This is a genomic window from Micromonospora sp. NPDC000089, from assembly GCF_042899365.1.
GTDB lineage: Bacteria > Actinomycetota > Actinomycetes > Mycobacteriales > Micromonosporaceae > Micromonospora.
Genome location: NZ_JBIAZT010000004.1, coordinates 179,941 through 195,025 on the forward strand (window position 1 = coordinate 179,941; position 15,085 = coordinate 195,025).

Below are 15,085 nucleotides of genomic sequence, written 5' to 3' on the forward strand. Positions count from 1 at the left end.
GACGCCGGAGCGGCCCGGGCCGGCGCCTGGTGGCGCGCCCCGGGGCGGTCAGTGGTGGCCGGCGAGCAGCTCGGCGGCGGCCCGCGCGCTCGCCCGGGTGGCGCCGTGGGTGGCCAGGTGCGCCCGCCCGGTGACCAGCTCGGGCAGGCCCAGCTCGACCACCACGGCGTCGGGTCGGGCGGCCAGCGCCCGGGCGACCGCGGCCCGCATCCAGGCGTGCCGGTGCAGGTCGCGGACGACCAGCACGACCGGCCGCCCGCCGGCACCGGCGACCGGGTCGGCCGGCGGGTCGGTCTCGGCGAGCCGCACGGTCGTCGTACCGGGGAGCAGCCCGGCCAGCGGGGCGCCGATCCCCCACGGCGTCTCCGACCCGATGGCGATGTTGCGCGGCGCGACGAACTCCACCACGTGCGGGGGGCCGGCCAGCGGCAGGGCCGCCCGGTCGCCGCGGACGCGGACCGCCCGGCGGGCCGCGAGCAGCCCGATCGCCGAGTCGCCGGTCGACGCGAGCCCCCGCGCCGGGCGGGCGGCGCGGGCGGAGACCGCCCAGGCGGCGAGCTGACCGACCCGCTTGGCGGCCTCGGCGAGCCGCTCCTCGGGCAGCGTGCCGTCGCGCACGGCGGCGACGATCGCGTCCCGCAGCTGGCCGGCGGCGGCCTCGTCGGCCCGTTCCCCGCCGACGCAGATCGCGTCCGCGCCGGCGGCCAGGGCCCGCACGGCGGCGCCGCGGAAGCCGTACCGGTCGGCCACCGCGCGCATCTCGACCGCGTCGGTCACCACCACCCCGGAGAAACCGAGCTCGTCGCGGAGCAGGTCGCCGAGGATCCACCGGCTGAGGGTGGCCGGCAGCTCCGGGTCGAGGGCGGGCACCAGCAGGTGGCCGGTCATCACCGCCTGCACGCCGGCGGCGACGGCGGCCCGGAACGGCGCCAGCTCACCGGCGTCGAGGGCGGCCCGGTCGGCGGTTATCCGGGGCAGCTCGTGGTGCGAGTCGACCCGGGTGTCCCCGTGACCGGGGAAGTGCTTGGCGCAGGCCGCGACGCCGGCCGACTGCAGGCCGCGTACCCAGGCGGCGGTGTGCCGGGCCACCAGGCCCGGGTCGGCGCCGAAGGACCGTACGCCGATCACCGGGTTGGCGGGGTTGTTGTTGACGTCGGCGTCCGGGGCGTAGTTCAGTGTGACGCCCAGCGCGGCCAGCTCGGCGCCGAGGTCGCGGGCGACCTCCTCGGTCAGCCCGGGGTCGTCGACCGCGCCGAGGGCGAGGTTGCCCGGGCGGGAGCTGCCCCGGGCCGACTCGATCCGGGTGACGTCACCGGCCTCCTCGTCGATGGCGACCAGCACGTCGGGGCGTTCCGCGCGCAGCGTGGCGGTGAGCGCGGCGAGCTGGCCGGGGTCGACGATGTTGCGGGCGAACAGCACCACGCCGCCGAGGCCGTCGGCGAGCCAGCGGCGCACCCAGTCGGGCGGTGTGGCGCCGACGAACCCGGGTTGCAGCACGGCGGCGGCCAGCCCGGCCAGGTGCCGGTCGGTGGCACCGCCGGCCCGGTGCGGCGCGGTGCGGTCCTCGGCGACGGTTGGTTCGCTCATCGCGTTCCGGCACCCCCCGTTGTGGCCCGGACGGCCCGTCGCCGTCGCGGTCCTGACATGGTTCCATCCGCTCGGCGGAACAGTCAATAAACCTTACTGTTGGCGTCCTGGCGCCGCCCGGAGCGCCGTGCGAGAGTGCGGAGCATGGATCTGGTACCGCTCGCCGACGCCACCTCCCCCGCCGACATCCCCGGGGTGCGGCTGCTCGGCCTGGTGCTCGGCGGCCTGCTGCTGCTCGCCGCGATCCGGGCGATGTTCGGCCGCCGCTGAGCGTGAGCCGGGCCGCTCGGGGTACGGCTTCCCCCAGGCCGACCCGGCGCACCCCGGCGCCGGGCGGCGGCACGAGGGGGCACGATGAAGATCGGTTACTTCCTGTCCAGTGAGGAGTACGGCCCGGCCGAGCTGCTGGAGCAGGCGCGCGGCGCCGAGCGCGCCGGCTTCCAGGCACTGTGGATCTCGGACCACTACCACCCGTGGACGGACGCGCAGGGGCAGAGCCCGTTCGTCTGGTCCACCATCGGCGCGCTGAGCCAGGTCTGCTCGCTGCCGGTCACCACCGCGGTCACCTGCCCCACCGTCCGGATCCACCCGGCAGTGCTCGCCCAGGCCGCGGCCACCAGCGCGGTGCTGCACGGCGGCCGGTTCGTGCTCGGCGTGGGCACCGGCGAGGCGCTCAACGAGCACATCCTCGGCGACGCGTGGCCGCAGACCGACGTCCGGCTGGAGATGCTGGAGGAGGCGGTCGAGGTCATGCGCGAGCTGTGGCGCGGCGGGTTCGTCAACCACCACGGCAGGCACTACACGGTGGAGCACGCCCGGGTCTACACGCTGCCCGACACGCCGCCGCCGGTCTACGTCTCCGGCTTCGGCCCCAAGGCCGTCGAGCTGGCCGCCCGGATCGGCGACGGCTACGTCAGCACCATGCCGGACGGTGACCTGGTGCGCCGGTTCCGCGAGGGCGGTGGCGGCGACAAGCCGTGCCAGGCCGGCTTCAAGGCGGCGTACGCCGACAGCGTGGACGCCGGCGCCCGGATCGCGTACGAGAAGTGGCCGAACGCCGGGGTGCCGGGCGAGCTGTCCCAGGTGCTGCCCTCGCCGCGGCACTTCGAGCAGGCCGCCGAGCTGGTCACGCCGGAGATGATGAAGGAGGCGTTCGTCTGCGGCAACGACGCCGACGCCCACCTGGAGATGATCGACCGGTACGCCAAGGCCGGCTTCGACGAGATCTACGTGGCGAACACCGGCCCGCACACCCGGAAGCTGTTCGACCTGTACCAGCGCGAGGTGCTCCCCCGGCTGCGCTGACCGGATCGGGGCGGATCGGACGGTGCCCGGGGTTTCGGTGCTGATCAACTCGGGTACCTCCGGCCCTCGATGAACCTGTCGACTCACTCCACGACGCTGCGCCGCGCGGCGAAGAGCCTCTTCGGCTGGACGGCCCTGCGGCCCAACCAGCTCGCCGCCATGCGGGCGGTGATGAAGCGCCGCGACGCCCTGGTGGTCCTGCCCACGGGCGCCGGCAAGTCGGCGATCTACCAGATCCCGGCCAGCCTGATCCCCGGCCCGACCGTGGTGATCTCGCCCCTGCTGGCGCTCCAGCAGGACCAGATCGCCGCGCTCAACGAACGCCAGCGGGCCGAGCTGCGGGCCGTCCGAATCAGCTCCGACGAGTCCGCGGCCCAGCAGGCCCAGGCGATCGTGGAGATCCGGGAGGGCCGGGCCGAGTTCCTCTTCATCACCCCGGAGGCGCTGGCCAACCCGGACCGGATGGCCGAGGTGCGGTCGCTGAAGCCGGCGCTGGTCGCGATCGACGAGGCGCACTGCATCTCCGCCTGGGGGCACGACTTCCGCCCCGACTACCTGGCGCTGGGCCACCTGATCGAGGGCATCGGCCGGCCGCCGGTGGTCGCGCTGACCGCGACCGCCTCGCCGCCGGTCCGCGACGACATCATCGCCCGGCTGCGCCTGCACGACCCCGAGGTGGTGGTCTCCGGGCTGGACCGGCCCAACCTCTACCTTGAGGTCGCCTACTGCCCGGACGACGACTACCGGTGGCGGCGGCTGGTCGCCCTGCTGCGCGACGACGAACGCCCCGGCATCATCTACGTGCCGACCCGGCGCGCGGCGGAGGAGCTGGCCCAGCGGCTCACCGACGCCGGCTTCCCGTCGAAGTTCTACCACGGCGGGATGCCCACCAACGCCCGGCACGAGCTGCACGAGGCCTTCCTCGCCGACCAGGTGCCGATCATGGTGGCCACCTCGGCGTTCGGCATGGGCATCGACAAGCCGAACATCGCCTGGGTGGTGCACATGGCGCTGCCCGACTCGCCGGACAGCTACTTCCAGGAGATCGGCCGCGCCGGCCGCGACGGCCAACCCGCCCGGGTGCTGCTGCTCTGGCGCGCCGAGGACGTCGGGTTGCAGCGCTACTTCAGCGGCGGCCTGCCCAACGAGGCCGAGCTGCGCGACCTGGCCGCGGTGGTGCGCAAGAAGGCCGCCACCAAGAAGGAGCTGCGCGAGACCACCGGCCTGGGCACCCGCAAGCTCGGCCAGTACCTCTCCCTGCTGGAGCACATCGGCGCCGCCGAGCCGCGGGCCAGGCAGCAGATCGGCGCGCCGCGCTACGCCCCGAAGCCGGTCGAGGCCGCCGCCGCGGCGCTGGCCGAGGCGGAGCGCCAGCAGGCCGTCACCCGGTCTCGCACCGACATGATGCGGGCCTTCGCCGAGACCACCGGCTGCCGGATGCAGGCCCTGCTGGCCTACTTCGGCGAGCAGATGTCCAAGGTCTGCGGGCACTGCGACAACTGCCACGCCGGCACCAGCGTCGCCGCCTCCGGCGCGGTCGGTCCGTTCCCCGTGCACAGCCAGGTGCGCCACCCCGAGTGGGGGCCGGGCCTGGTGCTCAACTACGAGGACGACCGGATGACCGTGCTCTTCGACGAGGTCGGCTACAAGACGCTCTCCGTACGCGTGGTCTCCGAGCAGGGACTGCTCACGCTCGACTAGCCTGAGCGGCGCGCGACACCAACCGGCACCAAGAATGGGGGCTCAGTCGTGATCGAACAACCGGCGTACACCCGGTTCGGCTTCTCCGACGAGGAGTGGGGGCTGCTCGTCGGCCTGCCGCAGTCGGTGCTGACCGCGGCCAGCGCCGCCGAGCCCGACGGCGCCCGGCGCACCCGGGCGGAGAACGCCGCCGGGATGGAGACCATCTCCGCCGGCCGCGAGTCGGCCAACCCGCTGGTCGCCGCCGTCGCCGGGGAGCTGGTGTCCCGGGTCGGCGACCCGGAGGCCGGCGAGGAGCTGCCGGTCATCGCGCCGGCCGACCCGCAGGCGCTGATCGACGACGTGCTGGCCCGGGCCGGGCAGGCGAGCGCCCTGCTGGCCGCGAAGGTCGACGAGGGCGAGGCCGGGGCGTACCGGCACTGGCTGGTGGAGATCGCCGACCAGGTGGTCGGCGCGGCCTCCAGCGGCGGCATCCTCGGCATCGGCGGGGACCAGGTCAGCGACTCGGAGCGGCGCTTCCGCGACCGGCTCTCCCAGGTGCTGAACGACTGACGACGTGCGATCCGAACCGCGCGGGCGCCGGCGCCCGCGCGGTTCGTCGTCTCCGCGCCCCTGTGCCGCCGTCGCGCGGTTGGCCGACAATGGCACGGGGACGACCGACCGAGGGGAGGCCGGGATGCTGGACCGCGACGTCATCGACACCGAGCTGGTCCCGCCGGGCGAACGGTTCGGGATGTGGCTGGACGCGGTGGCCCGGACCGCCTCGCCGCTACTGATGCGCACCGCGCACGCGGACGACTTCCGGGCCCGGGCCGAGATCATCAGGCTCGGCTCGCTCCAGCTGGTCCGCTACCGCTACCCATCGCTCGACGCGGTCAGCACCGCCAAGCTGGCCCGGCGCACCGAGGTCGACCACTTCCTGCTCGCGCTCACCACCACTGGCACCGGCACCTCAGGGCAGGGCGGGCAGCACAGTGTGATCGGGCCCGGGGAGTTCACCTTCTACGACGGTTCGCGCCCGCACGAGGTCGGCCACGAGGGCGACGACCACGGGCGGTCGGCCGCCGGGTCGGTGGTGGCGCTCATCCCGTACGACGCGCTGCCGCTGAGCCGGGACCGGCTCACCCCGCTGCTGGCCGGCCGGATGTCCGGCACCGAGGGCGTCGGCGGCCTGCTCGCCCACCACATCACGCAGCTGAGCGCGCATCCCGAGCAGTACCACGCCGCGGACGCCGAACGACTCGGCACGGTCACCCTGGACCTGATCGCCACCCTGCTCGGCCGGCACCTGGTGGCCGAGGACGAGGTTCCCCGGGAGGTGCGCCGACGGGCGCTGCTCGCCCAGGTACGCGGGTACGTCCAGCGCCACCTGGGCGACGCCGCGCTGGATCCGCAGCAGGTGGCCGACGCGCACCACGTCTCGGTGCGCACCCTGCACCGGCTCTTCGAGCAGGAGGAGACCACCATGGCGGCGTACGTGCGCCAGCTGCGGTTGGAGCGGTGCCGGCGCGACCTCGCCGACCCGACGCTGGCGCACCGGCCGGTGCACGCCCTGGCCGGCCGCTGGGGGTTCCGCGACAAGGCCCACTTCAGCCGGGCGTTCCGGGCCGCGTACGGCACCACCCCGCAGGCGTACCGGGAGGCTCAGCGGTAGCGGCACGGATGGTCAACCGCCCGGCAGCCATGGTCAACTCGCCGCCGGCAGACTGGTGGCGGGCCGGTTTCCGGCCCAAGTAACGGGGGGCCGCGGTGTGGCGTCCGTGAGAGCACCTGTCACGGACGGCCACCCCGGTGCCGTGCCACGTGGCTCAGGCGTCCTCCAGCAGCGCCAGCACCGACCGTTCCGCCTCGGTGCGCGGCGCCTCCGGCGCCACCGGGGCGACCACCCCGCCGTGGTAGAGGTCCACCACCCGCGGGTCCACGTAGGACGTCCGCGCCACCGTCGGGGTGTTGCCGAGCAGCTCCGCGACCTCCCTCATCACCCCGGCGACCGCCCGCCTGCGGGCCGCCACCGACCGCTGCACCCCGACCGAGGCCAGCTCGGTGGCCGCCAGCACGGTGGCGTGCCAGGTGCGGAAGTCCTTCGCCGTCATCTCCCCACCGCTGGCGTCGCGCAGGTACCCGTTGACCTCGTCGCTGCGCACGTCCCGCCAGGAGCGGCCGTCCCAGTAACCGAACAGGCGCTCCTGCGTCCGCCGGCGCCGGCGCAGGTTGGTCAGCACCCGGCACAGCTCCGCATCCTCGATCCGGCGCACCTGTTCGATCCCGCCCTTGGCCTTGAACTCGAAGACCACGCAGCCACCCCGGGACCGGGCGTGCTCGGGGCGCAGGGTGGAGACGCCGAACGTGGCGTCGTCGCCGACGGCGTACTGGTCGTTGCCGACCCGGAACATCCCCATGTCCAGCAGCCGGGCGACGGTGGCGAGCACCCGGTCCCGGTTCAGCCCCCGGCCGTCCAGGTCGTGCGCGATCCGCTCGCGCAGCGTCGGTAACCGGTGGGCGACCTCCAGGACGTGGTCGAACTTCGCCTCGTCCCGCTTGCGCCGCCACTCGGGGTGGTAGAGGTACTGCTTGCGGCCGGCCGCGTCCACCCCGGTGGCCTGGATGTGCCCGTTCGGGTACGGCGAGATCCAGACGTCCTGCCAGGCCGGCGGGATGACCAGGTCGTCCAGCCGGGACCGCACGTCCGGGTCGTCGACGGGCTCGCCCTGGGGATCGAGGTACGTCCAGCCGTCGCCTCGCCGGCGGCGCCCGTAGCCCGCCCGCCCCGGATCACTACGCCGCAACCGCACCGGAGACCCGCACCGCCTCTGCCACCCGATCCACGGCGGCCAGCACCTCGTCCACGGACAGGGCCGCCAACGTCGGATGCGTTCCTGACCCGGTCCACCCCGACCAACCGCCCTCTCCCGCCCAGAGCACCCGGTGCCAGGGGCGGTCGGCCGGCGGGCCCCACTCCGACGGCGGCACCGGGCCGAACAGCAGCACCGACGGGGTCCCGTACCCGGTGGCCAGGTGACCCACCCCGGTGTCGCCGCAGACCACCAGGCGGGCCCCGGCCACCAGCCCGGCCAGCTCACCCAGGTCGGTGCGTCCGGCGAGCACGGCCGCGTCCGGCAGCCCGGCGGCGGCGGCCACCCGGCCGGCGAGCTCCCGCTCCGCCGGTGACCCGGTCACCACCACCCGGTGGCCCCGCCCGGCCAGCGCCCGGGCCACCGCGGCGAACCGCTCGGCCGGCCAGCGCTTCTGCGCCAGCTTGGTGCCGGGGTGCACCACCGTCACGCCGGTGGGGGCTGCGCCGGCGGGCGGGCGGCGCAGGGCCAGGTCGCCCGCGTCGGCGGAGATGCCGTACCAGCGCAGCAGCCGGCACCAGCGGTCCACCTCGTGCTCGTCGTCGCGCCACGGCGGGCCGTCCGGGTGGCCGGCCGCCGGGCAGGCGAAGGCGAGCAGCCGCCCGGCGCCGGCCAGCATCCGGTGCGACTGCGGGCCACGCCCGTGCAGGTTGACCGCGACCGGCGGGGGTGGCCACGGGGGCGCGCCGAGGCCGTCGGTGGGCAGCAACCGGTCCACCCCGCCGACCAGGTCCACCAGCGGGGCCAGCCAGGCCGGCGCGGCCAGCGCCAGCTGGCCACCGGGATGTCCGGCGCGCAGCGCGCGCAGCGCCGGCACCGCCGTGGCCAGGTCGCCCACGCCGAGCGCCCGCAGCACCAGGATCACGGGTAGGAGGTCTCCTGTTCGGCGCAGACCACCAGCTCACGTACCGCGCAGCCGGCCGGCTGGGAGAGCGCGAACATGACCGCGGCGGCGGTGTCGGCCGGGTCGTTGAGCTGCGCGTCCGGGCCGGGCCGGTATCGCACGTCGCGCTCGTCGAAGAACGCGGTCCGCATGCCGCCGGGGATCAGCAGGGTCACGCCCACCCGGCCGGCCAGCTCGGCGGCGAGCGCCCGGGTGAAGCCGACCACCCCGAACTTCGCCGCGCAGTACGCGGTGGCGTCGGCGACCGCCTTGACGCCCAGCGTGGACGCGACCGTCACCACGGTCCCCCGGGACGCCTCCAGGAAGGGCAGCGCGGCCCGGACCACCGCCGCCGTGGCGAGCAGGTCGACCACGACGATCCGCTCCCAGGTCTCCCGGGGCACGTCGGCCAGCGCGCCGGGCACGTCCATGCCGGCGGCGGTCACCACCGCGTCCAGCCCGCCGACGCGCTCGGCCAGCTCGCGGGTGGCCTCCTCGGCGGCCCGGGTGTCGGCCAGGTCGCACTCCACCCAGGGCACCCCGTCGCCCGGCGGCCGCCGGTCCAGCACCAGGGGCCGGCCGCCGACCCGGGCCACCGCGGTCACCACCGCCGCGCCCAGCCCGCTGGACCCGCCGGTGACCAGGACGGTCGAGCCGGGTGTGCCGCTGGTCATCGCGCCCCCTCGGTCGGGACCGCACCCGGGTGCCGGGCGTCGGCCGGCACGACCGGCCGGCGCTCGCCGCGAGCCGCCGCGATCAGGTCGGTGGTCGAGCGCCCGTCCAGGTACGGCACCACCACCGCGTTGCCGCCCCACCGGCGCAGCACCTCGGCCTCGGGCAGGCCCGGCGCGTCGCCGCCGGTGGCGTAGTCGCCGCCCTTGACCCAGACGTCCGGCCGCAGCCAGCTCAGCGCCGCGTCGGGGGTCGGCTCGTCGAAGACCAGCACCGCGTCCACGCAGCTCAGCGCGGCGAGCAGGCGGCTACGGTCGCCCTCGGGGGTGACCGGCCGGTCCGGGCCCTTCAGCCCGGTGACGCTGCGATCGGAGTTCAGGCAGACGATCAGGCAGTCGCCGAGCTGGCGGGCGGCCTGCAGGGTGGCGACGTGCCCGGCGTGCAGCAGGTCGAAGCAGCCGCCGGTGGCGACCACGGTGCCCCCGGCGGCGCGCACCTCGGCCAGCACGGCGCCGACCGCGGCCGGGCCGATCCGCTCCCCGCCGCCGCCGACCCGGATCGGCGCCGGGGGCTGGACGGGCGGCGGCAGGGCGGCCGCCACTCCCCCGCCGGCCACGTACGCCGAGGCCTCGGTGACCGCCGCCTGCACGGCCTCGGAGACCAGCGCGCCGCGGGAGAGCGCGATGGCCGCGGCGGAGGCGAATCGGTCGCCGGCCCCGCAGGTGTCGCCCTCGGCGTCGACCGGCGCGGAGACCACCAGCGGCGTGCCACCGGCGTGGCAGAGCAGCGCACCGTCGCCGCCCAGGGTGACCGCCACCGCCGCCGCCCGCCACCGGTCCCGTAGGCGCTGCGCGGCGCCGGTGGCGGCGCCCAGCCGCGAACCGCCGGGCGGCGCCTTGGCCAGATCCCGCGCCTCCGCCTCGTTGGGGGTGGCCAGCCGCACGCCGGGCACCACGGCCGGACCGCGCGGGTGCGGGTCCCAGACCACCGGCGCCCGGGTGGCGGCCAGCGCGGCCCGCAGCGCCGGCTGGCCGGCCACCCCGCGGCCGTAGTCGCTGACCAGCACGGCGGACGCGCCGGCGATCAGCCGCAGCACGGCGTCGTGCGGCGCACCGGGGCCGCCGGACGCACCGCCGCGGTCGTGCCGCAGCAGCACCCGGCCGCGCGCCCGCAGCCGCACCTTCTCCGGGGTGGCCCCGGCCAGCGGCAGGGCGTACACCCGCACGCCGGCGGCGGTGAGCAGCGCGCTGAGCCGGGCCCCGCCGGCGTCGTCGGCGAGCGCGGTGACCAGCGCCACCTCGGCGCCCTGGGCGGCGGCGAAGACCGCGGCGAGGCCGGCACCGCCGGGGCGGTCGAGGTACGCCGTCTCGTCCAGCACCGGCACGGGCGAGTCCGGGCAGAGCCGGTTCACCACGCCCTCCACGTCCCGGTCCAGCAGGGTGTCGCCGATGACCACCAGGGGACCTCTCACGCCACGCCTCCTCGTTCCGCACCCGACCGCCGGCCGTCGACGACCACCTCGACCCCGGCCCGGACCGGTCCGGGGTCCGCCACCGGCGCCGCGCCCTCCACCACCACCGACTCGTCACCCGGCGCCGCCTCGTCGGCCGGCACGGCGGCGTCGGCAGGCCGGGGCGGGGCGACGGTGACCGGTACGCCTGCCGACTGGCCCGCGGCGAGCACTGCGGGCAGCTCCCGATCGACGTACTCGCAGAGCACGTGGGTGGCGACCAGGTGCAGCTCCTGCACCACCTGGCTCTCCCCGGACGCCACCGCGACGGCCTCGTGACAGGCGCCGGCGAGCGGGTTCGGCGCCGGCCCGGTGAACGCCCAGCAGCGCAGCCCGGCCGCCCGGCCGGCGCCCGCGGCGGCCAGCAGGTTCGCGCTGGCCCCGCTGGTGGACATCAGCAGCAGCACGTCGCCCGGGCGGCCGTGCGCCCGGACCTGCCGGGCGAAGACCTCGTGGTAGCCGTAGTCGTTGGCGATCGCGGTGACCGCGGAGGTCTCGGCGTGCAGCGCGATCGCGGCCAGCGGCACCCGGTCGTCGCGGAGCTTGCCGACCAGTTCGGCGGTGAGGTGCTGGGCCTCCGCGGCGCTGCCGCCGTTGCCGGCGACCAGCAGCCGACCGCCGCCGGCCAGCACCGTGGCCAGCTCCCGCCCCCATCGGGCCAGCTGCGGCTGCGCCGAGCGGAACGCCGGCAGCGCGTCGGCCAGCAACCGCAGGTGGGCGTCGAGCAGGCCGGCGGCCGGTGCCATCAGGCGACCACCCGGGTCGGTCGGCGCACCGCGGCCACCTCGCCGTACAGCTCCGCCAGCCGCTGGGCGGAGGTCGCCCAGGAGTACCGCTCGCGGGCCCGCCGCAGCGCCGCCGTGGCGTACCCGAAGCGGCGGATCCGGTCGTCGAGCAGCTCCCGGACGGCGGCGCCGAGGGCCTGCGGGTCGCGGGCCGGCACCAGGTCGCCGGTGATGCCGTCCTGCACGGTGTCCTTGATCCCACCGACGGCGGTGCCCACCACCGGCACCCCGCAGGCCATCGCCTCCAGCGGGGTGAGCCCGAACGGCTCGTACCAGGGGGCGGCGACCAGCAGGTCCGCCGACCGGTACCAGCGGCCCATCTCCTCGCGCGGCACCGCGCCGACCAGCCGCACCCGGTCGGCCACCCCGCAGGTGCGCGCCAGCGCCCGCAACCGCCGGGCGTACGGGTCGGTCTCCAGCAGCCCGGCGGGCGGCCCGCCCACCACCACGCACTCGGCGTCCGGCACCAGGGCCATCGCCCGGATCACCGTCTGGAAGCCCTTGCGCTCGACCAGCCGCCCGACGGTGAGGATCCGGGCCCGGTCGGGTTCCCGGGCGGCGGCCGGCCCGAGCGGGGCGAAGGTGGCCAGGTTGACCCCGGACGGGACGACCGTGATCCGGGACCGGGGCACGCCCAGCCGGACCAGCTCGCCCACCTCGTCCCGGCACTGGGCCACCACCCGGTCGACCGCGCAGCCGAGCTCCCGCTCGTACCCGATCCGCCGGGCCGGGCTGGTGTCCTGGACGCCCTGGTGACGCCGCTTCACCGTGCCCAGCGCGTGGTACGTCTGCACCACCGGCACCCCGGTCAGCCGCCCGGCGGTCAGCGCCGCCAGGCCGCTCATCCAGAAGTGGGCGTGGATCACCTCGGGCGCCCAGTCGCCGCCCCGCCACTGCTCGACCAGCCAGTGGCTGAACGGCTTCATGTGCGGCAGCAGCTCGTCCTTCGGCAGCGGCTCGGCGGGACCGGCCGGTACGTGCACCACGTCGTACCCGTCCGGGGCGTGGACGCTGACCGGCAGGTCGACCGCGTCCCGGCGGGTGTAGACGCGCACGTCGTGCCCGGCGTCCACCAGCGCGGCGGAGAGCTCCGCGACGTGCGTGTTCTGCCCGCCGGCGTCCTCACCACCCAGGACGGCGAGGGGGCTGGCGTGCTCGGAGATCATCGCGATGCGCATACTTCCTCCTCCAGCAGGCGGTCCCAGTCGGTGAGGAATCGGTCCAGGCCGTAGCGGGCCCGGGCGGTGGCGCGGGCCTCGCCGCCGGCGCGACGGGCCTCTGCGGGGTCGGTCAGGAACCGCTCGGCGGCGGCCACCAGCGCGTCGGCCCGGGTGGAGAGCGCGCCGGCCCCCGGCGGTACGGCGAGCACGGCCTCGGTGGTGGCCAGCGCGACCACCGGCATGCCCATGGTCATCGCCTCGATCAGGCTCAGCCCCAGCGAGGTCCACCGGCACAGGTGCAGGTACGCCCGCCGCCGGGCCAGCTCGGCGTGCATCCGGTGCTGCGGCACGTCGTCGTGGCTGGTCAGCCGGTCCTCGGGCAGCCCGAGGTGGGCGGCCAGCCCGGCCACCTTCATGCCGTACACGTCCAGCGGGGCGAGCTCGGCGAACCGGGGCAGCAGGTCGGTGCCGGTGACCCGCCAGCGGCGGACCGGCTCGTTGATCACCACGGCCAACCGGTCGAGTTCGCCCGTCCACTCCACCGCCGGCGCGACCACCCCGTGCTCCACCACGGCGGTGCGGGTGGCGCCGTTGTCCCAGAACAGCTCGTTGAAGTGGGTGACGTGGGTGAGCAGCAGGTCGTCGCGGTCGGCCATCGGGTGGCGGGTGTTCGGCACGTCGCCCTTGGGCGTGTTGTGCTCGACGTAGATCGCCGGCACGTCCCGGCCGGCCCGCCGGCCCAGCCAGTCGCAGGCCAGGTCGAACTCCTCCGGCCGCTGCAGCACCACCAGGTCGACGTCCTCCCGGCGCAGCTGCTGCGGGGTCACCTCCACGGCGCTGTCCGGCCACGGGTAGGTGCGCGCCCGACCCAGCCCGTACGGGCCGCGGTCCGGGGTCACCGGCACCAGGTAGCGGTGCTTGCCGTGCACGAACGAGGTGGTCCACGAGCCGTGTACGTGCCACACCAGGATGTTCATCGGGCGCACCCGCCGCCGGCGGCCAACGCCGTCACGCCCCGCCCAGCCGCCCCCGGCACCCCGCCGGCCGCCGGGCCATCCCGGGGCGGCGCCCCGGTCGGCGGGACGCCGAGCAGCCGGATCGCGGCCAGCACCCGGGCCGGGTCGACGGTGGACAGGCAGGGGTGGCCGGGCACCGGGCAGGCGGTGGCGCGGGTGTCCCGGCAGGCCGCACCGGCGTCGCCGAGGCGTACCGCCGGCACCCGGTAGGGGCCCCACTGTCCGTACGGGACGGTCGGCGCGAAGAGGCTGACCACCGGCACGCCCAGCGCGGCGGCCAGGTGCGCCGGGCCGGTGTTGCCGACCACCAACGCGCCGGCGCCGGCGAGCACCCCGGCCAGCTCGGCCAGGCCGGTCCGGCCGCCCAGGTCGATGCCGGTGTCCCCGGCCACCCGGGCGGTCAGCGCGGTCTCGCCCGGGCCGCCGGTGACCGCCACCCGGTGCCCGGCGGCGGTGAGCCCCCGGACGATCCGGGCGGCCAGGTCGGGCGGGCAGGCCCGGGTGGGCACGGCCGATCCGGGGTGCAGCACCACGTACCCCGGGTCGCCGAGCCCGGGCGGGGCGGGCGGCACAAGGTCGGGGCGGATCCGCAGGCGGGGGTCGTCGTGGCCGGGCAGCGCGTAGCCGGCGGCGGCGGCGAGGGAGAGGGCGCGTTCGGGCTCGGGTACGCCGACCGGCGCCCGGTGCCGGACGTCGAGGAGGGCGCCGGGGTAGTCGTCGCTGATCGCGCTGATCCGGGGCACTCCGGCCAGCCGCAGCAGCAGGGCCAGCGGCAGCGGGGACTGGTGGAACGAGGTGAAGACAACCGCCTCGTCGACGGCGAGCGCGGCGAGCCGGTCGGTCAGCGCGCGCATGTCGTCCGCGGCGACGGGGCCCGGGCTCCCGTCGATCCACGGCAGGGCCCACTCGACGCGCTGGTCGACGCCGGGGAGCAGGGCGGCGGCGTCCCGCCCACGGGGGCCGTGCAGCAGCACCACCCGGTCGGCGCCCGCGGCGACCGCCCGGATCGCCGGGCCGGTGACCAGGACGTCACCGGCGGAGTCGGCGCGGACCACCAGCACCGTTCCGCCCCGGCGGGCGGGGCCGGCGGGGCGCAGGGCGTCCCGCCGGCGGAGGATCTCCTCCACCGCGCCCGGCAGGTCGGTGGCGACGTGCGGGGCGGCGGCCACCTCCTCGCCCCGGGTGGCCGGGGTGGGCACCAGGATCGCGGTCGCGCCGGCGGCCAGCGCGGCGGTCACGTCCGCCCCGATGTCGCCGACCATGACGCACCGGTCCGCGGTGGTGCCCAGGTCGCGGGCGGCGGCGCGCACCAGCCCGGGCGCGGGCTTGCGGCAGCCGCAGCCGGCCGCCTCGTCGTGCGGGCAGACCTGCCAGGTGTCGAACGGGCCGAGCAGCGCCTCCACCCGGGCGTTGACCGCGGCCAACTCATCGGCGGTGAACAGGCCCCGGGCCAGCCCGGACTGGTTGCTGACCACACCGAGCCGCAGTCCGGCCGCGCGCAACCGGTCCAGCGCCGCGCGCGCCCCGGGCACCGGCCGCACCTTCTCCGGGTCGCCGTTGTACGGCACGTCCTCGATCAACGTCCCGTCCCGGTCCAGCAGCACCGCGTGGAAC

The 15,085-nt window shown here is 76.5% G+C and carries 14 protein-coding genes; 5 read left to right on the top strand and 9 right to left on the bottom strand.

Annotated elements, in window-relative coordinates:
* Positions 1–48 precede the first annotated feature (48 nt).
* On the bottom strand, positions 49–1,587 hold the full coding sequence (locus ACFY3U_RS10400) for a glycoside hydrolase family 3 protein (RefSeq protein ID WP_387198177.1): 1,539 nt from the start codon (positions 1,585–1,587) through the stop codon (positions 49–51).
* 144 nt (positions 1,588–1,731) lie between these two features.
* Between ACFY3U_RS10400 and ACFY3U_RS10405 the strand changes: the two genes are divergently transcribed.
* From ACFY3U_RS10405 to ACFY3U_RS10425, 5 genes are all read left to right on the top strand, one after another.
* Complete coding sequence (locus tag ACFY3U_RS10405) at positions 1,732–1,857, top strand: hypothetical protein (RefSeq protein WP_387198180.1); 126 nt, start codon at positions 1,732–1,734, stop codon at positions 1,855–1,857.
* Between the two features lie 84 nt (positions 1,858–1,941).
* Positions 1,942–2,892 carry a TIGR03557 family F420-dependent LLM class oxidoreductase gene (locus ACFY3U_RS10410; RefSeq protein ID WP_387198183.1) on the top strand — a complete coding sequence of 317 codons (951 nt, stop codon included), beginning with the start codon at positions 1,942–1,944 and terminating at the stop codon, positions 2,890–2,892.
* Between the two features lie 69 nt (positions 2,893–2,961).
* Complete coding sequence (locus tag ACFY3U_RS10415; protein WP_387198186.1) at positions 2,962–4,593, top strand: RecQ family ATP-dependent DNA helicase; 1,632 nt, start codon at positions 2,962–2,964, stop codon at positions 4,591–4,593.
* Positions 4,594–4,641: 48 nt separating this feature from the next.
* Positions 4,642–5,145 (top strand): hypothetical protein, encoded by a 504-nt coding sequence (locus ACFY3U_RS10420; RefSeq protein ID WP_387198189.1) that lies wholly within the window; start codon positions 4,642–4,644, stop codon positions 5,143–5,145.
* Between the two features lie 124 nt (positions 5,146–5,269).
* Positions 5,270–6,247, top strand: coding sequence for a helix-turn-helix domain-containing protein (locus tag ACFY3U_RS10425; protein ID WP_387198192.1), 978 nt, complete (start codon positions 5,270–5,272; stop codon positions 6,245–6,247).
* 154 nt (positions 6,248–6,401) lie between these two features.
* Here ACFY3U_RS10425 and ACFY3U_RS10430 read toward each other — a convergent pair whose 3' ends face one another.
* The 8 genes from ACFY3U_RS10430 to ACFY3U_RS10465 are packed head-to-tail and all read right to left on the bottom strand — an operon-like array spanning position 6,402 to position 15,075.
* Entirely contained in the window at positions 6,402–7,385 is a 984-nt protein-coding gene (locus ACFY3U_RS10430) for a DNA topoisomerase IB (protein ID WP_387198195.1), read from the bottom strand.
* The gene (locus ACFY3U_RS10435) at positions 7,369–8,310 is read right to left on the bottom strand and encodes a glycosyltransferase family 9 protein (protein WP_387198198.1); all 942 of its coding nucleotides are present in this window, start codon (positions 8,308–8,310) and stop codon (positions 7,369–7,371) included. The genes ACFY3U_RS10430 and ACFY3U_RS10435 overlap by 17 nt, the downstream gene beginning before the upstream one ends.
* Complete coding sequence (locus ACFY3U_RS10440) at positions 8,307–9,002, bottom strand: SDR family oxidoreductase (RefSeq protein WP_387198201.1); 696 nt, start codon at positions 9,000–9,002, stop codon at positions 8,307–8,309. Before ACFY3U_RS10440 ends, ACFY3U_RS10435 begins: the two co-directional genes overlap by 4 nt.
* Positions 8,999–10,471 (bottom strand): PfkB family carbohydrate kinase, encoded by a 1,473-nt coding sequence (locus ACFY3U_RS10445; protein ID WP_387198204.1) that lies wholly within the window; start codon positions 10,469–10,471, stop codon positions 8,999–9,001. Before ACFY3U_RS10445 ends, ACFY3U_RS10440 begins: the two co-directional genes overlap by 4 nt.
* Positions 10,468–11,256: an SIS domain-containing protein gene (locus ACFY3U_RS10450; RefSeq protein WP_387198207.1), complete on the bottom strand. Its 789-nt coding sequence runs from the start codon at positions 11,254–11,256 to the stop codon at positions 10,468–10,470. The genes ACFY3U_RS10445 and ACFY3U_RS10450 overlap by 4 nt, the downstream gene beginning before the upstream one ends.
* Positions 11,256–12,473 carry a glycosyltransferase gene (locus ACFY3U_RS10455; protein ID WP_387198210.1) on the bottom strand — a complete coding sequence of 406 codons (1,218 nt, stop codon included), beginning with the start codon at positions 12,471–12,473 and terminating at the stop codon, positions 11,256–11,258. Before ACFY3U_RS10455 ends, ACFY3U_RS10450 begins: the two co-directional genes overlap by 1 nt.
* Entirely contained in the window at positions 12,458–13,432 is a 975-nt protein-coding gene (locus ACFY3U_RS10460; protein WP_387198213.1) for a glycosyltransferase, read from the bottom strand. Before ACFY3U_RS10460 ends, ACFY3U_RS10455 begins: the two co-directional genes overlap by 16 nt.
* The gene (locus tag ACFY3U_RS10465; RefSeq protein WP_387198843.1) at positions 13,429–15,075 is read right to left on the bottom strand and encodes an HAD-IIIA family hydrolase; all 1,647 of its coding nucleotides are present in this window, start codon (positions 15,073–15,075) and stop codon (positions 13,429–13,431) included. Before ACFY3U_RS10465 ends, ACFY3U_RS10460 begins: the two co-directional genes overlap by 4 nt.
* Positions 15,076–15,085 lie beyond the last annotated feature (10 nt).

Excerpts from the sequence above, each read along its gene's own strand:
- ACFY3U_RS10405 (WP_387198180.1), top strand. The coding sequence starts at position 1,732 with ATGGATCTGGTACCGCTCGCCGACGCCACCTCCCCCGCCGACATCCCC.
- ACFY3U_RS10400 (WP_387198177.1), bottom strand. The coding sequence starts at position 1,587 with ATGAGCGAACCAACCGTCGCCGAGGACCGCACCGCGCCGCACCGGGCC.
- ACFY3U_RS10455 (WP_387198210.1), bottom strand. The coding sequence starts at position 12,473 with ATGCGCATCGCGATGATCTCCGAGCACGCCAGCCCCCTCGCCGTCCTG.
- ACFY3U_RS10425 (WP_387198192.1), top strand. The coding sequence starts at position 5,270 with ATGCTGGACCGCGACGTCATCGACACCGAGCTGGTCCCGCCGGGCGAA.
- ACFY3U_RS10450 (WP_387198207.1), bottom strand. The coding sequence starts at position 11,256 with ATGGCACCGGCCGCCGGCCTGCTCGACGCCCACCTGCGGTTGCTGGCC.
- ACFY3U_RS10415 (WP_387198186.1), top strand. The coding sequence starts at position 2,962 with ATGAACCTGTCGACTCACTCCACGACGCTGCGCCGCGCGGCGAAGAGC.
- ACFY3U_RS10410 (WP_387198183.1), top strand. The coding sequence starts at position 1,942 with ATGAAGATCGGTTACTTCCTGTCCAGTGAGGAGTACGGCCCGGCCGAG.
- ACFY3U_RS10460 (WP_387198213.1), bottom strand. The coding sequence starts at position 13,432 with ATGAACATCCTGGTGTGGCACGTACACGGCTCGTGGACCACCTCGTTC.
- ACFY3U_RS10440 (WP_387198201.1), bottom strand. The coding sequence starts at position 9,002 with ATGACCAGCGGCACACCCGGCTCGACCGTCCTGGTCACCGGCGGGTCC.